The organism is Marinitoga sp. 1138, from assembly GCF_013363265.1.
In the GTDB taxonomy this organism is placed as follows: domain Bacteria; phylum Thermotogota; class Thermotogae; order Petrotogales; family Petrotogaceae; genus Marinitoga; species Marinitoga piezophila.
Map to the genome: position 1 here is coordinate 244,579 of NZ_LBFA01000006.1, position 15,123 is coordinate 259,701.

Annotated in this window: 16 protein-coding genes; all 16 read left to right on the forward strand. The window is 30.6% G+C overall.

What is annotated here, in order from left to right:
• Positions 1-81 precede the first annotated feature (81 nt).
• The 16 genes from tilS (at position 82) to XO11_RS03150 (ending at position 15,123) form a co-directional block, all read left to right on the forward strand.
• On the forward strand, positions 82-1,032 hold the full coding sequence (gene tilS / locus XO11_RS03075) for a tRNA lysidine(34) synthetase TilS (RefSeq protein WP_014296115.1): 951 nt from the start codon (positions 82-84) through the stop codon (positions 1,030-1,032).
• Positions 1,019-2,926, forward strand: a complete 1,908-nt coding sequence (gene ftsH, locus XO11_RS03080) for an ATP-dependent zinc metalloprotease FtsH (RefSeq protein ID WP_075780365.1) — start codon at positions 1,019-1,021, stop codon at positions 2,924-2,926. Before tilS ends, ftsH begins: the two co-directional genes overlap by 14 nt.
• Positions 2,901-3,323: a thioesterase family protein gene (locus XO11_RS03085; protein WP_014296117.1), complete on the forward strand. Its 423-nt coding sequence runs from the start codon at positions 2,901-2,903 to the stop codon at positions 3,321-3,323. Before ftsH ends, XO11_RS03085 begins: the two co-directional genes overlap by 26 nt.
• Positions 3,324-3,353: 30 nt before the next feature.
• Entirely contained in the window at positions 3,354-4,082 is a 729-nt protein-coding gene (locus tag XO11_RS03090; RefSeq protein WP_014296118.1) for a response regulator transcription factor, read from the forward strand.
• 89 nt (positions 4,083-4,171) lie between these two features.
• Positions 4,172-5,437: a cell wall metabolism sensor histidine kinase WalK gene (locus XO11_RS03095; protein ID WP_217671808.1), complete on the forward strand. Its 1,266-nt coding sequence runs from the start codon at positions 4,172-4,174 to the stop codon at positions 5,435-5,437.
• Positions 5,412-6,731, forward strand: coding sequence for a pyrimidine-nucleoside phosphorylase (locus tag XO11_RS03100; RefSeq protein WP_014296120.1), 1,320 nt, complete (start codon positions 5,412-5,414; stop codon positions 6,729-6,731). Before XO11_RS03095 ends, XO11_RS03100 begins: the two co-directional genes overlap by 26 nt.
• A complete protein-coding gene (locus XO11_RS03105) occupies positions 6,731-8,593 on the forward strand; it encodes a phosphodiester glycosidase family protein (protein WP_014296121.1) in 1,863 nt (620 codons plus the stop codon). Before XO11_RS03100 ends, XO11_RS03105 begins: the two co-directional genes overlap by 1 nt.
• Before the next feature lie 27 nt (positions 8,594-8,620).
• Positions 8,621-10,702, forward strand: a complete 2,082-nt coding sequence (gene fusA / locus XO11_RS03110; RefSeq protein WP_014296122.1) for an elongation factor G — start codon at positions 8,621-8,623, stop codon at positions 10,700-10,702.
• Between the two features lie 233 nt (positions 10,703-10,935).
• Positions 10,936-11,247 carry a helix-turn-helix transcriptional regulator gene (locus XO11_RS03115; protein WP_014296123.1) on the forward strand — a complete coding sequence of 104 codons (312 nt, stop codon included), beginning with the start codon at positions 10,936-10,938 and terminating at the stop codon, positions 11,245-11,247.
• Positions 11,248-11,326: 79 nt separating this feature from the next.
• Positions 11,327-11,812 (forward strand): Na+/H+ antiporter subunit E, encoded by a 486-nt coding sequence (locus XO11_RS03120; RefSeq protein WP_083635636.1) that lies wholly within the window; start codon positions 11,327-11,329, stop codon positions 11,810-11,812.
• Positions 11,809-12,057, forward strand: coding sequence for a cation:proton antiporter (locus XO11_RS03125; protein ID WP_014296125.1), 249 nt, complete (start codon positions 11,809-11,811; stop codon positions 12,055-12,057). The genes XO11_RS03120 and XO11_RS03125 overlap by 4 nt, the downstream gene beginning before the upstream one ends.
• A complete protein-coding gene (gene mnhG / locus XO11_RS03130) occupies positions 12,054-12,398 on the forward strand; it encodes a monovalent cation/H(+) antiporter subunit G (protein ID WP_014296126.1) in 345 nt (114 codons plus the stop codon). The genes XO11_RS03125 and mnhG overlap by 4 nt, the downstream gene beginning before the upstream one ends.
• Positions 12,385-12,630 carry a hydrogenase subunit MbhD domain-containing protein gene (locus XO11_RS03135; RefSeq protein WP_014296127.1) on the forward strand — a complete coding sequence of 82 codons (246 nt, stop codon included), beginning with the start codon at positions 12,385-12,387 and terminating at the stop codon, positions 12,628-12,630. The genes mnhG and XO11_RS03135 overlap by 14 nt, the downstream gene beginning before the upstream one ends.
• Positions 12,630-13,385, forward strand: coding sequence for a Na(+)/H(+) antiporter subunit B (locus XO11_RS03140; RefSeq protein ID WP_041638790.1), 756 nt, complete (start codon positions 12,630-12,632; stop codon positions 13,383-13,385). The genes XO11_RS03135 and XO11_RS03140 overlap by 1 nt, the downstream gene beginning before the upstream one ends.
• Positions 13,386-13,730, forward strand: a complete 345-nt coding sequence (locus tag XO11_RS03145) for a sodium:proton antiporter (protein WP_014296129.1) — start codon at positions 13,386-13,388, stop codon at positions 13,728-13,730.
• Positions 13,723-15,123 (forward strand): complex I subunit 5 family protein, encoded by a 1,401-nt coding sequence (locus XO11_RS03150; RefSeq protein ID WP_014296130.1) that lies wholly within the window; start codon positions 13,723-13,725, stop codon positions 15,121-15,123. The genes XO11_RS03145 and XO11_RS03150 overlap by 8 nt, the downstream gene beginning before the upstream one ends.

Genomic DNA, 15,123 nt, shown 5'->3' on the forward strand with positions numbered 1-15,123 from the left:
TTCATTATAATAATTCTTTTTTGTATATCATTTTCCTGAGTTAATTTTATGTTATAATTAATTTTGAAATGGAGTGATTTTATGAAAATTGAATTTAAAGTATTAAAATTTATTAGAAAATATAATATGTATTCTCCGGGAGATAGGGTATTATTAGGGGTTTCCGGCGGACGTGATTCAATGGTAATGCTTGATATAATGGATAAATTAAAAGATATTTTGAAAATAGAGATAGGAGTTGCGCACTTTAATCATTCGCTCAGAAAAGAAGCAGATTCTGAAGAAGATTTTGTAAAAAGTGAAGTATTAAAAAGAAAAATTACATTTTATTCTAAAAAAGAAGATGTTAAAAACTATGCAAAAACGCATAAAATTGGCATTGAAGAAGCTGCAAGAACTTTAAGATATAATTATTTTAGGGAAATTTTAAAAAAAGAAAAATATAATAAAATAGCTATAGCTCATTATTCCAGAGATTTAAGCGAAACTGTGGTTTATAGACTGATAAAAGGTACAGGAATATATGGCATTGGAGGATTGCTTCCCATAAACGAAAATGTTACACGCCCGATATTAATTTTAAATTTTGAAAATCTCGAAAAATATGTTACAATTAACAATGTTAACTATGTAATTGATCAGTCGAATTTTGATACAAAATATACCAGAAATAAAATAAGGCATAAAATCCTTCCTTATTTCAAAGAAATAAATGAAGAATACGAAAATGCAATATTTAGATTTGCTGAAATAACATGGGAATACAGGAATTTCGTAGAAAATATCTTTAATTCGCGAGTTGAAATAAAAGAAAACATTTACATTCTTTCTTTAGAAAATGACTTTATTGACAATGAAATTCTAAGGCTTATTTTTTTAAAATTAAACAAGTTACCACCTTCAAAAGAAGAAACAGAAAAATTATTAAAAATGAAATCAAAAGGAAAAAGAAAAATCAACGGATTAATAATAATAAAGAATAAAGATAAGTTAGAGATATCAAAGGAGGTAAATTCTCTTGGCGGAAAATAAGAATAATGATGGAAAAAATTTCAAAAAGCATATAGGAATTATTTCTGTATATTTAGTAATTGGTCTGATTATATTCTTTATTATAAAAGGTATGTCAGTTGATACAACAAATCTTACTATTAGTTACACACAGTTTTTAGATCTCGTTGATAACCATAAAGTTTCAAAGGTAATTGTTGAAGATACAGGTAAAGTAAAAATAAAAACTATTGATGGTCAGAATTATGAACTTTTTGCTCCAGTTGTTTTAAAAGATAACGACTTTATTGATAAACTCATTCAAAATAAAGTGGAAGTTGATTTCAAACAGGATGTAACTTCTGGATGGATATATGGAATTTTAAGCTATGTAGTTCCATTTGTAATACTAATATTCCTGTGGATGATAATGTTAAGACCTCTTACCGGTAGAGGACCACAGGGAATGAACTTTACAAAAAGTCCTGCAAGAAAATATGATCCAGAAAAGGAAAGAGTTACATTTGATGATGTTGCTGGTGTTGACGAAGCAAAAGAAGAATTACAGGATATAGTAAAGTTTTTAAAAAATCCACAATCATTTAACAAACTTGGAGCAAGAATGCCAAAGGGAATTTTACTTGTTGGACCTCCTGGTACAGGTAAAACATTGGTTGCAAGAGCTGTGGCAGGAGAAGCCAGAGTACCTTTCTTTTATATAAGTGGTTCCGATTTTGTTGAATTATTTGTTGGTGTTGGTGCTGCAAGAGTTAGGGATTTATTCTCTCAGGCTAAAGCTAATGCTCCAGCAATTATATTTATTGATGAAATAGATGCCGTCGGTCGTCAAAGAGGCGCAGGACTTGGTGGCGGCCACGATGAAAGAGAACAGACACTTAACCAATTACTTGTTGAAATGGACGGTTTTGATCCAAGATCAGGTATAATTATAATGGCTGCTACAAACAGACCGGATATTTTAGATAAGGCATTATTAAGACCTGGAAGATTTGATAAAAAAGTTGTCCTTGATATGCCTGATGTAAAAGGAAGAGCTCAAATATTAAAAATACATATGAGAGGAAAACCTATTTCTCCAGATATTGATGTTGATGTACTTGCAAGAAGAACTCCAGGATTTTCAGGTGCAGATCTTGAAAATCTTATTAATGAAGCGGCATTACTTTCTGCAAGAAAGGGTAAAAAGATTATTGAAATGGAAGAAATGGAAGAGGCTATTGATAGAATAATTGCAGGTCCAGCAAGAAAAAGCAGGGTAATATCTGAAAAAACCAGAAAGATTATTGCCTATCATGAATTAGGTCATGCAATAGTTGGTGCATTATTGCCAAATGCAGATCCAGTCCATAAGGTTACAATAGTTCCAAGAGGTCATCAGGCTTTAGGTTTTACATTGCAATTACCTCTTGAAGATAGATATTTAATGACAAAAGAAGAGATATTGGATAGAATAACAGGTATTTTAGGCGGAAGAGCTGCAGAAGAACTTGTATTTAATCAAATAACAAGCGGAGCAGCAAATGATCTCCAGAAAGCTACAGAATATGCAAGAATTATGGTTTTAAAATTTGGAATGAGTGAAAGACTTGGTCCAGTAGCCTGGGGTGCTGAAGAAGAAGAAGTATTCCTTGGTAAAGAATTAGCAAAAATGAAAAACTACAGTGAAGAAACCGCTAGCGAAATAGACAATGAAGTAAAAAGAATTATTATAGAGTCTTATGAAAAAGCAAAAAAGATTTTATCTGACAATAGAGATAAACTTGATTCTATTGCTGCAATATTGCTTGAAAAGGAAACATTAAGCGGTGAAGAATTAAACGAGTTATTGGGTGTATCAAATTCCAAAAATGAAGATTCACCTATTGAAGATTCCGAGGGGGTGGAAAACGATGGAGGTGATCTGGAAAGAAGTTAAGGAATTAGAGGGGAAAGAATTTAACTACTCTTTTTCCGTTAATGATGAAAGCTTCTTATGGTCTGAAAAAGAAGAGTTTAAAGATTTTCATCTATTATCAACAACAGCATTATTAGAAGAGGTTTTTAGGGCTTCTACAGAAATAGTCAGTCCTTTAATTCCTGAACATGTAATGGTTGTATCCTCGGCTAAAATAAATCATATCGCTCCAACACCATATGGTTTTAAAGTATATATGAAAATAAAGATTGTATATGTAAAGGGAAATAAGATAAAATTCTTTGTAGAAGTTTTTGATGAAATGGAAAAAATTGCAGAAGTAGAATTTAAACGTGTAATAGTCAACAGCAAAGCTTTAAAAAGAAGAACAAACGACAAATCAACAAAATTAATGTAAATTTTCAATATTCGAAGGGAGGAAATTAAAATGGGTAAAAAGGTTATTATGATCATTGAAGATGATCCAGCAATTTCCGAAATGCTGAATTTTAATTTAACAAAGGAAGGTTATGATGTTGTATTAGCTTCAGATGCAGATGAAGCAGTAAAGGTAATAGAAGAAAAGGATGTAGACTTTTTCATAGTTGATATTATGTTACCTGGTTCAATGGATGGATTTGATTTCATAAGAACAATAAAGAGCAATGAAAAATTCAAAAATGCACCTGTTCTTATTTTAAGTGCAAAAGATGATCCAGCTGATAAAGTTGCTGGACTTGAACTTGGAAGTGATGACTACGTAACAAAACCTTTTAACGTAAGAGAATTAATTGCAAGAATTAAATCAATTTTCAGAAGACAACAACAGGCAATGCAAATAAAAGAAGAAGGTCCAAAGAAGATTATTGCAAAGGATCTTGAAATTGATACAGAAAGATATGAAGTTCTTATTAGAGGTAACCCTGTTGAATTAACACCTCTTGAATTTGAATTATTGACCTTCCTCGCTAAAAACGAAGGAAAAGTATTCAGCAGAGATGTATTATTGGATAAATTATGGGGTTATGACTATTTTGGAGACACAAGAACAGTTGACGTACATATAAGAAGATTAAGAACAAAAATCGAAGAAGATCCTTCAAATCCAAAATACATAATTACAGTTAGAGGAAAAGGTTATAAATTCAGAGATCCTGGAAAGGAAAAATTAGACTAATAAAAAACTAAAAGCGGCAGAAGGATTTCTGTCGCTTTTTTGAAATAGGTGATAAAATGGTGACATACTTTTTATTAATATCCATTTTTTTGGTTGTACTATATTATGTTGTAACCGCATATATGTCTTTAAAAAAAGAAACTTCGAAATTAAAATCATCTATATCAAGAGTATTATCAATCAGTGCCAGCGATCCTGCCACTGAATTTTTGGTACATTCTCTTGAAGAAAAGATAAAAGACTTAAATAAAAAAATGGATATAGAAAAAAGAAAAAGAAAAAATATCTATTCTATTTTGAATAATATCTCTGAAGCTATAATGCTCGTCTTTTATAATGAAAGTTCTGATAGATTAATACTTGATTATGCCAACAAAGGAGCTCAAAATCTTTTCATAACTTCTGATTTTTTAGGGAAAACGTTATCAGAAATCCTTGAAGATCATACACTTATAGACTTAATTTTAAAAAGTTATAGAAAAAATGAGAACTTAAAGGAAGAGATCATTATATATAGCCCTAAAAAATCTTTCTTTAATTGCGAGATAAAAAAAGTAACTTTAGATACAGAACATGAACAAAACTATAGAATAGTTATTTTACGAGATATCACGAAAGAAAAGGAACTCGATTTAATGAGAAGAGAATTTCTCACCGTTATGTCACACGAATTAAAAACACCACTTACTGCTATACATGGATATGCAGAAACATTGCTTATGAGCGATGAAAATATGTCTCCACAGGCAATTAGATTTTTGAGAATAATTGAAGATGAATCTTCAAGACTAACAAGATTAATTAATGATTTACAGGATATAAGTCGTCTTGAAAGAAAGGACTATGAATATCATTTCAAAGAATTAAATATTTCCAATTTAATAAAAAAGGTATATATGATATTTGAATCTCTGGTAAAAGATATGGATGTAAAACTTTATCTTGATATAGAAAAGGAATTAATTATTACCGGTGATGAAGACAGGCTTATGCAAGTTGCCTACAATATTCTCGATAATGCTGTGAAATTTACCTATATAAAAGAAAATGGTCCAAAAGAAATATTTATTAGATTGTATTCTGGAAAAGAAGATGAAATAATATTCGAAGTTGAAGATACAGGTATTGGAATTCCAGAAAGAGAAAGGAATAAAATATTTAATCTATTCTATAGAGTTGATAAATCAAGATCAAGACAAATTCCAGGAACCGGTATAGGATTGTATATTGTAAAACAAATACTTGAAAAACATAGAGCATATATTGAAGTAGATAGTGAAGAACAACAGGGTACGTTAATAAAGATTATATTTAAAGGGAGGAGTTTAAATGAGACCAGTAGACATAATTCATAAAAAAAGAAATGGTGGAATTAATACAAAAGAAGAAATAGAATTTATGGTAAATGGATATGTAGATGGAAGCATTCCAGATTATCAGATTTCTGCATGGCTAATGGCAATATATTTTAATGGAATGAATAAGGAAGAAAGATATTATCTTACCATGACCATGAGAAATAGCGGGGATATAATAGACTTATCAGGAATTGAAGGAATTAAAATTGATAAACATTCTACCGGTGGTGTAGGAGATAAAACAACTCTTGCTGTAGGACCGCTTGTAGCTTCTGCTGGATTAAAGGTATCAAAACTTTCAGGAAGAGGGCTTGGTCATACTGGTGGAACTATAGATAAGTTAGAATCCATACCTGGATTTAAAACAGCTATCTCAAAAGATGAATTCTTTAAAATTGCCAATGAAGTAGGAATGGTTGTTGCTGGCCAGACAGGAAATATTGCACCAGCAGATAAAAAATTATATGCATTAAGAGACGTTACAGATACTGTAGATGAAATTTCATTGATTTCTGCAAGTATAATGAGTAAAAAACTTGCTGTAAATTCTGATGGAATTGTTTTAGATGTAAAAACTGGAAGTGGAGCTTTCATGAAAAATCTTGATGATGCCGTTGCTCTTGCAAAATCAATGGTTGAAATTGCTGAACTTAATAATAGAAAAATAGTTGCTGTTGTAACAAATATGGATCAACCACTTGGTGAAATGGTTGGTAATTCCCTTGAAGTATGGGAAGCAATAGAAACATTAAAAGGAAATGGTCCTGAAGATTTCACTGAATTATGTCTTGAACTTGCCGCAAGCATGATTGACCTTGCAGGTATATATGAATATAAAGAAGCAAGAAAAATATTAGAAGAAAACATCAAAAATGGAAAAGCTTTAGAAATTATGAGAAAATGGATAAAAGCTCAAGGTGGAGACGAAAGAGTAGTTGACAATCCAGAAGAAATATTGCCTATTTCAAAAAATATCGTTGAATTCAAAGCAGAAAAATCTGGATATGTATCACATATAGATGCAGAAAAAGTTGGAATTGCTTCAATGGTGTTAGGTGCTGGAAGAAAGAAAAAAGAAGATGAAATAGATTATTCAGTTGGAATAAAGGTTATGAAGAAATTAGGTGCAAAGGTTGAAAAAGGAGATACTATTGCTTTATTATATGTATCAGATAAAAGTAATGTAGAAGAATCGCTTGAATTAATGAAAGAAGCATATGAAATTACAGACAATCCTCCAACAGAACATAAAATGAAATTAATATATGAAAAAATTTCAGGAGGTAAATAATGCCTAAAAAATTGCTTTTTATATTAAGCATTTTATTATTTGCTATTATTTCATATGGAAAAATAATTTATGTTGATTTAACAAAAGAATCTACAGAATTAAATTATATTACATTTTCCAATAACAAATATCTTGAGGTTGAAGAGATTTCCAAAATCTTCAACCTCAAGAAAAGTCCTTCTAAAAACATTATCTATCTCATCAGACATATTGGAAGTAAAATGGATGTTCTTGAACTAAATTTAATAAACGGAACTGTTAGAATCAATTTTAATATTAATGATTCTTTTGCATCTGCAGTGTTAAAAAACAATGATCAATATTATCTTCTTGTTGATGCTTTTGTGAAATTTATGGGATATCAAAAATTCGATTATAATGGAAATACTTATATTTATGCTTCTATTCCTCGAATAATAAAGATAGACTATTCGGTAAATAAAATTATCTTCTCAGTGAGTCATATAGTACATAAAGAAATGGTAATAAAAAATAAAAACGGTATAGTAATAGTTCCAGCTATTAATGAATATTCTGTTCCATCAGATATTAACTTTAAAATGCTGGGAGATAATGTTGTTGAATATGAAATAAAAGATTTTAATAATTATGATATTCAAATTTCAGGAAGAAGTATAATCTTAACTTTAAATCAGAAGAACAATAATTCTCCTGAAAATATTAAAACTGTCAATTCAAGCAATAATGTAGTTGAGAAAAAAAATATCGAAAACAATATCAACGAAAAAACTGAAAATAAAAATGATATTGAAACCAAAGAAAATGATTTAGTAAATAATTCTAACACCATAAATGAAAATAAAAAAGCAAACAATAATAACGCAAGTGAGGAAAAAAACTCTAAAAAATTGCAAATTGATACAAAACTTTTAAAAGTGGAAAATAAAATGATAGACTTAAACGGTCGAATTGTTCCTGTGCATATCGCCACAATTAATCCAAAAGAATTAGAAATAAAGGTTATGTTCAACAATCTTGGAAATCCTGAAGACGCTGAAAAATATTTAAATGAAGAAAATCCATTAGTTGCAATTAATGCTGGATATTTTGATGTTTCAACTCTGGAACCAATAGGAAAAATAATTACAGATGGAAAAATTCAGCACATTTCTTCATATTATAGACCATGCTTTATTGTTGATGAATATGGAGTTCCGTATATAAAAAAGGTAAATATGGAATACACAATATACATAAGAGGTGTCCCATTCTGGATAAAAGCTATAAATACAGCATGGAAAGGGGATGTAAAGCTATATACCAGTGCATATAAAGGAAAAATAAAAGAAAGTGAAGATGATTATTTATTCCTTTTAATAGAAAATGATTATATTGTATATATTGGTAAAAAAAGACCCATAAATAATCAAAAATTATTATTAATTGAAAGAAAATACCTGAAGTACATAAAAGATGTCGCAGAAGGAGATGAAGTAATATTTGATATAGATATAAATCAAAATATTGCTATAAAAGAGTTAATTGAAAGCGGACCGTTACTTAAAAGTAATGATATAATGCCAGAAGCGATGAAAGAAGAGAAATTAGCCTATTCATGGAGCATTATTAACCGAAAAACACCTCGAACGATAGTTGCAATTAATAACGATGATATGGTATTATTTATTGTAGTAGATGGATACATGGAATCAAATCCTGGAATAAATTATGACGAAGCAATATTGCTCCTTGAAAAAATAGGAAATATAAAACAGGCTATGATGCTTGATGGGGGAAGTTCTTCTATATTCTATTACAACGGGTCCATCTTAAATTATCGATCAGAAAACTGGAGAAGTAAAATACCTGCTTTTTTAGGGGTATTTAAAAAAGATAGATAAAGATTACTACAGTGGGGGTGCATTGATATGGGAATGATCAAGTCAGATAAAAAAAGGATAGTGGGGTTATTTGGACATCATGGATGTGGAAAAACCACATTAATGGATGCCATATTAAAAAACTTTGATAGCGCAGATAGGATTGGACAGCGCTATTTAGACATTGAAGAAGTAGAAAAAGACAAAGGTTCAACATTTTCAAATCATATTGTGTCAGTAGATTATAAAGATTCAAGATTTTATTTCTTTGATACTCCAGGAATGGCAGATTTTCTCGGAGACATTGATGTTGCAGTAAATGCTGTTGACAACGTTGTTCTTGTTGTAAATGCTTCATCAGGTGTTGAAGTTACAACAGAAAGAATATGGAAAATTGCAAGGGAAAATAAAAAGCCAATCTTTATTTTAATAAACCAGATGGATAAAGAAGGCGTAAATTTTGGTAATGTAGTTTCTGAATTAAAGGAATTATTTGAAGATGGTGTAAAGGTTGTTCCTTTACAGGTTCCAATTGGCGAAGGACCTGAATTTAAAGGACTTGTAAATCTTTTAACACATGAAGCATTTGTTTATGAAACCGATCAAAGTGGAAAAGATAAAAAATTAGATGAAATACCAGCCGAAGCAAAAGAATATTATGAAGCATATCATCAGGAATTAATGGAAGATGTTGTTGAAACAAATGAAGCATTAATGGAAAAATATTTAGAAGAGGGAGAAGAAGCTTTAAATCCTGAAAATGTTTTTAAAGCTTTACACGTAGCATTTGAAGATGATGAAGTTGTACCAATAGTTGTTGCTTCAGCAGAAAAGAATATTGGTTTAGATAGATTTATGGAAATGATTTATCTTGTTGGTATGCATCCAGATGAAAGAACATTTAATGCAAAATATGAAGATAAAGAATTGGTAATAGAAGGAAAAGAAGATGAGCCATTTGTAGGTCTTGTTGTAAAAAATGCCGTTGATCCATTTGTGGGAAAACTTACATACATTAGAATACTTGCTGGAACGGTAAAATCAGGTGATTCATTTGTTGAAGTTCAGGAAGATTCCAATGAAAAAGTATCTCATATATATATACCTAGATTTGATAAAAATGAAGAAGTATCAGAAGCTGGAGTTGGTGATATAATCGTTGTTCCAAAACTTAAAAAGAGTAAAATCAATGATACTGTAGCTCATAATTCCAGACAGGTAAAAGTTGATGTACCTGAATTCCCTGAACCAATGATTTCTAAATCAGTAAAACCAACTTCCAAAAATGAAATTGACAAAGTTAATAATGCACTTTCCAAATTACAGGAATCAGATCCTACATTCTCATGGGAATTTGATCCAGAAACAGGTGAAACAATTGTTTCTGGTCTTGGAACTACACATCTTGAAATTATGATAGAAAGATTAAAGAAAACATTTAAGGTAAATGTAGAAGTTGGAAAACCTAAGATTGCTTACAGAGAAACAATTAGAAGAAAGGTTAAAGCAGAATATAAACATAAAAAGCAAACTGGTGGTCATGGGCAATACGGTCACGTAAAAATTGAATTAGAACCACTTCCAAGAGGAGAAGGATATGAATTTGTTGATAAAATCGTTGGTGGTGTAATTCCAAAGAACTTTATTCCTTCAGTAGATAAAGGAATAAAAGAAGCTATGAAAAAAGGTGTTGTTGCTGAATATCCAGTTGTTGATATTAAGGTTACACTATATGACGGTTCTTATCATGAAGTTGACTCATCAGATATAGCATTCCAGATTGCAGCAAGACAGGCATTTAAAGATGGTATGAAGAATGCAAATCCTGTTATTCTTGAACCAGTAATGAAAGTTGAAATTTACACACCAACAGAATATACCGGTGATGTAATGGGTGAAATCTCCTCAAAACGCGGAAGGCCAATGGGAATGCAATCATTAGGTAGAGGAACTGATAAAATTGAAGCAGAAATTCCTCTTGCAGAAATGCTTGATTTCTCGCCAAGATTAAGCTCAATTACAAGTGGAAAAGGATACTTTACAATGAAATTTTCAACTTATCAGGAAGTAACACCTGATATACAACAAAAAATAATTCAGGAAAGAGAAAGAGAGAAAGAAAATCAGTAATTAGGATATAACTGGTCTTAGATTAAATACCTGTAAAAATATGATTAAAGAGCGCATTTTGCGCTCTTTTTTTATTTTTTAGCATTTCTTATGAATATAGCAGATTAAAATGTATTATAGGTAATTATAGATAATAACAGTTTAAAATCATAGTTTTAATATCTGGTGTTTTTGTAATATAATAATATTAGAATTTTCTAATATTCTTTTATTTTCTATAAGGGGATGATATTTTGGATGAATGCAAATTAATATCAAACGTTTTCAAAAGTCTCGCACATCCTATTCGTTTAAGAATCGTAAAATTATTAAGTGAAAAAGAACTATCTGTATATGAAATTGTTGAAAGGTTAGGAACAAGTCAATCAAGTATCTCACAACATCTTAAAATCCTTGAAGAAAACGGTATCATTGTAAAAAAGAAACGAGGAAATTCTGTATATTGTATTCTAAAATATCAATGTGTACTGGAACTTTTATCCCACGGAAAAAGAATAATTTCACAAGAATTGAATGAAGCTCATGATATCATAAAGAATTCCTGATTGCTTTTTGTGAAATAAAAAGTGGTTTTATCAAAAATAAAGATATTTTTCACAAATTTTTCCTAAAGGAGGGAGTACATTGAAAAAATTTATTTCCACATTTTTGACCCTATGGGTTATCTGGATTGCTCTAACAAATTTCAGCACTCCAGAATTACTTACAGGGCTAGTTGTATCTTTAGTTTTAGCTGGAATTATAGCTAAAACTGTAGATTATGAATTTGGTTTTTCTGTAATTCCAAAGGTTTTAAAGTTTGTTTTCATCTATGTTCCTGTGTTTATTGTTGAAATGGTAAAGGCGAATTTCGACGTTGCAGCAAGGGTTTTAAATCCAGCATTACCATTAAACCCTGGATTTGTTAAGGTTCCAACAAAATTAAAAGGAAACGTTGGAAAATTAACTCTTGCAAATTCCATTACATTAACTCCAGGTACATTATCTATTGATGCTGATGATGATTATATTTACATCCACTGGATTGATGTAAAAGGTGAAACTCCCGAAGAATATCAGAAGTATGTTTCTGGAAAATTTGAAAAGATTTTGGGAGGGATTTATGAATGAATACATTAATAGGCTTATTAATCGCAATTGGAGCTTTTTTCTCTATTATCAGATTAATTCAAGGTCCAACGACACCTGATAGAGTTGTTGCTATCGACACTTTAAACGTTATTATCACAGGATCAATAGTTTTCCTTGCTTTCTTATTCAAAAGTGAGTTATATCTTGATATTGCATTAGTTTATGGAGCATTATCATTCCTTGAAACAGTGGTAATTGCTCGTTATTTGGAGGGGAAAAAATGAGTGCTATAGGATATATATTAATGATAATAGGTGCGCTCTTTTATGTTTTAGGTGGTTTGGGTTTATACAGAATGCCTGATGTTTACAATAGACTTCAGGCAGCAACAAAAGCTACAACTCTTGGAACATTTTCATTGGTTTTAGGTGTAGGTATAGCTCAACCAGCATGGTTTATTAAAACTTTGTTAATTGTTGTATTTCTTACAATTACCAACCCTGTTGGAAGTTCTGTATTAGCTAAGGCTTCATATATTTACGGCGCAAAACCTTTTAAATTAGTAAAAAATGAGTTAGACGAACTCTACAACAAAAGTAGAGGTGATGAAAATGCAGATAATTGAGTTATTAGTAGGTATTACATTAATAGTATTCGCAATATTGGCAATTGAATCAAAAAAGATTATTACTTCAGTTATTTATTTATCAATATTAAGTATGCTTTCTGTTGTTTCATTTATCTTTATGAAGGCTCCTGATGTTGCAATTACAGAAGCAGTAATTGGTTCAGGTCTTGTAACCGCTGTATTTATCTTTACACTCTTTTCCATGAAAAAGGCTGGTGATAAAGAATGATGAAAAGAGTTATTGCAGGTTTAATTGTAATAGTTTTAGGAATATTTATCTTCACAAGCCTTTATGCTCCAAAAAGCAGTGAAGGAAAATTCTTTCCAGAATTTGGAAAGGCAAATTTAAGTGAAAGGGTTTCAGACAAATTTGTAAAAAAGAATGTAACCGGTGATAACGGTGAAGTTGTTTATAAAGAAACAAAAGACCCAGAAAGTGGTTCAGCAAATATGGTTACTTCTATTGTCGTAAATTACAGGTCTTTTGATACTTTAGGAGAAGTTACTGTATTATTTGTTTCTGCTCTTGGTGTTGGATTATTATTAAGCGGAAAATCAAGAATGAAATTTAAAACACCGCCTAATTTCATTTTAAAATCTGCAGTTAGGGTTATTGCTGGAGTAATATTAATTACAGGTGTTTACATTTTCATTCATGGGCATCTTACCCCTGGTGGAGGTTTTCCTGGCGGTTCTATGATCGCTTCAGCAGTATTATTATTCTATTTATCAGATGATGAATTTAAAACAAAGATGAAATCATTTAAATTATTAGAAGGAACTGCTGGAAGTTTATATCTTATATTCGGTTTATTAGGATTAGCATATGGAGGATACTTCCTTTATAACTTCCTTCCAACAGGAACTGTTGGTGAATTGTTCAGTGCAGGTATTGTTCCAATTATTTACATCTTTGTTGGTTTAAAAGTAGGATCTGAGCTTTCAAACTTGATCTCAGATTTTCTCTCAGAGGAGGGGAAATAAATGATACAATACATATTTATAATTTTAATATTAATTGGTATATATGGTCTTTTAACTCAAAAAAATCTAATAAAGCTTGTTGTAGCTTTAAATGTTTTGGAAGTAGGAGTTAATCTTTTCATAATCTCAGTTGGTTATGTAAATGATGGTGTTGCTCCTATATTATTCAACGGTGTAAAAACAACAAACAGTCTTTTTGTTGATCCATTACCTCAAGCATTGGTACTTACAGCTATTGTTATTGGTGTTGGTGTAACAGCATTGGCATTAACAGTTGTAAGAAAATTATACGCAAAATACGGCACATTAGAATTGGACGAGATGGGGAGTGAAAGCAATGATTAATCCTATCTTATTAATCGCGATACCATTACTATTCGCATTTTTATCTGTAATGTTTAAAACTTTAGATAAAACATTATTAATAATTGCTGTTTTATTTAATGCATTTGCTTCATTTGCTTTACAACAGGGAACTATTATCGTAGGTGGTTGGAAGCCTCCTTTCGGTATTAATCTTGTTGTTGATCAATATGCAGCTTATGGATTGATGATAGTAAATGTTGTATTTGCACTTGCAGTATTAACTTCAATGTCATCAATTAAAAAATATTCAACTGTATTATTGGTTTCATTAACTTCATTAAACGGTTTGCTCATGACAGGTGACTTATTCAATTTATTCGTTTTCCTTGAAATTGCATCAATTTCAGCATATATTCTTTCTACAATGACAAAAAATTACAAAGGAACATTTAATTACATTATCCTCGGTGCATTGGGTTCAAATTTATACCTTTTAGGTATAATTATCCTTTATGCCACTGCAGGAACATTAAATATGGCTGACATGCACGCAAAACTCTCTGGAATAAATAGCGATGTATTATTATTAGCACTTACATTTATCTTTGCTGGTTTTGCAGTAGAATCTAAATTATTACCATTTAACGGTTGGGTAAAAATGGTTTATGGAAACACAAATGACTTAAATGGCGCTATTTTTGCTTCAGCATATGCAACAACGGCAATAATGGTATTTGGTAGATTATTTACACAAATCCTTGTTGTCGATGGAACACTTAAAACAATATTCTTAACAATTGCAGTATTGACATTTGTGTTTGGAGAAATTGCAGCATTTGCTCAAAGAAATGTACGAGGTATTCTTGCATTTTCAAGTGTTGGACAGGCTGGTTTAATTGCAACATTGTTCTTATCAGGTGTAACTGGCGGGGCAATGATGCAGGTTGCTAATAATGCATTAGCAAAATTAATAATGTTTACAATAGCCGGTGCAATGTTTGTATATACTGGAACAGATAATGTAGAAAAATTACAGGGATTATTTAAAAAACATAAATTAATTGGTTTTGGATTTAGTGTTGCAGCATTATCATTGGTAGGATTACCTCTATTCTACGGTTTCTACGTAAAGGTATTTGCTTTATCAACATTATTTACATTAAAAAGTTTCTGGATTCCTGCATTTATCTTATTTGCAAGTTTAATTGAAGGTATTTATTACATCAGAATGTTGGTAAAACTCTGGAATCCTGGTGAAGAAGGAAAAGAATCAAAAGACGAATACACAACAAAATTATCCTTGGAAAACACATTTGCTTATGCACTTTTAGCTGTTGTAGTTGCAGCATTTATCATTTATGTAAGTTTTAATCCTGAATTTATTACTCAAGGCATAAGCAATTACCTTTCCAACATAGCGGGAGGGATGTGA

Excerpts from the sequence above, each read along its gene's own strand:
- XO11_RS03105 (WP_014296121.1), top strand. The coding sequence starts at position 6,731 with ATGCCTAAAAAATTGCTTTTTATATTAAGCATTTTATTATTTGCTATT.
- XO11_RS03150 (WP_014296130.1), top strand. The coding sequence starts at position 13,723 with ATGATTAATCCTATCTTATTAATCGCGATACCATTACTATTCGCATTT.
- XO11_RS03100 (WP_014296120.1), top strand. The coding sequence starts at position 5,412 with ATGAGACCAGTAGACATAATTCATAAAAAAAGAAATGGTGGAATTAAT.
- XO11_RS03085 (WP_014296117.1), top strand. The coding sequence starts at position 2,901 with ATGGAGGTGATCTGGAAAGAAGTTAAGGAATTAGAGGGGAAAGAATTT.
- tilS (WP_014296115.1), top strand. The coding sequence starts at position 82 with ATGAAAATTGAATTTAAAGTATTAAAATTTATTAGAAAATATAATATG.
- mnhG (WP_014296126.1), top strand. The coding sequence starts at position 12,054 with ATGAGTGCTATAGGATATATATTAATGATAATAGGTGCGCTCTTTTAT.
- XO11_RS03125 (WP_014296125.1), top strand. The coding sequence starts at position 11,809 with ATGAATACATTAATAGGCTTATTAATCGCAATTGGAGCTTTTTTCTCT.
- XO11_RS03090 (WP_014296118.1), top strand. The coding sequence starts at position 3,354 with ATGGGTAAAAAGGTTATTATGATCATTGAAGATGATCCAGCAATTTCC.
- fusA (WP_014296122.1), top strand. The coding sequence starts at position 8,621 with ATGGGAATGATCAAGTCAGATAAAAAAAGGATAGTGGGGTTATTTGGA.
- XO11_RS03140 (WP_041638790.1), top strand. The coding sequence starts at position 12,630 with ATGAAAAGAGTTATTGCAGGTTTAATTGTAATAGTTTTAGGAATATTT.
- XO11_RS03135 (WP_014296127.1), top strand. The coding sequence starts at position 12,385 with ATGCAGATAATTGAGTTATTAGTAGGTATTACATTAATAGTATTCGCA.
- XO11_RS03145 (WP_014296129.1), top strand. The coding sequence starts at position 13,386 with ATGATACAATACATATTTATAATTTTAATATTAATTGGTATATATGGT.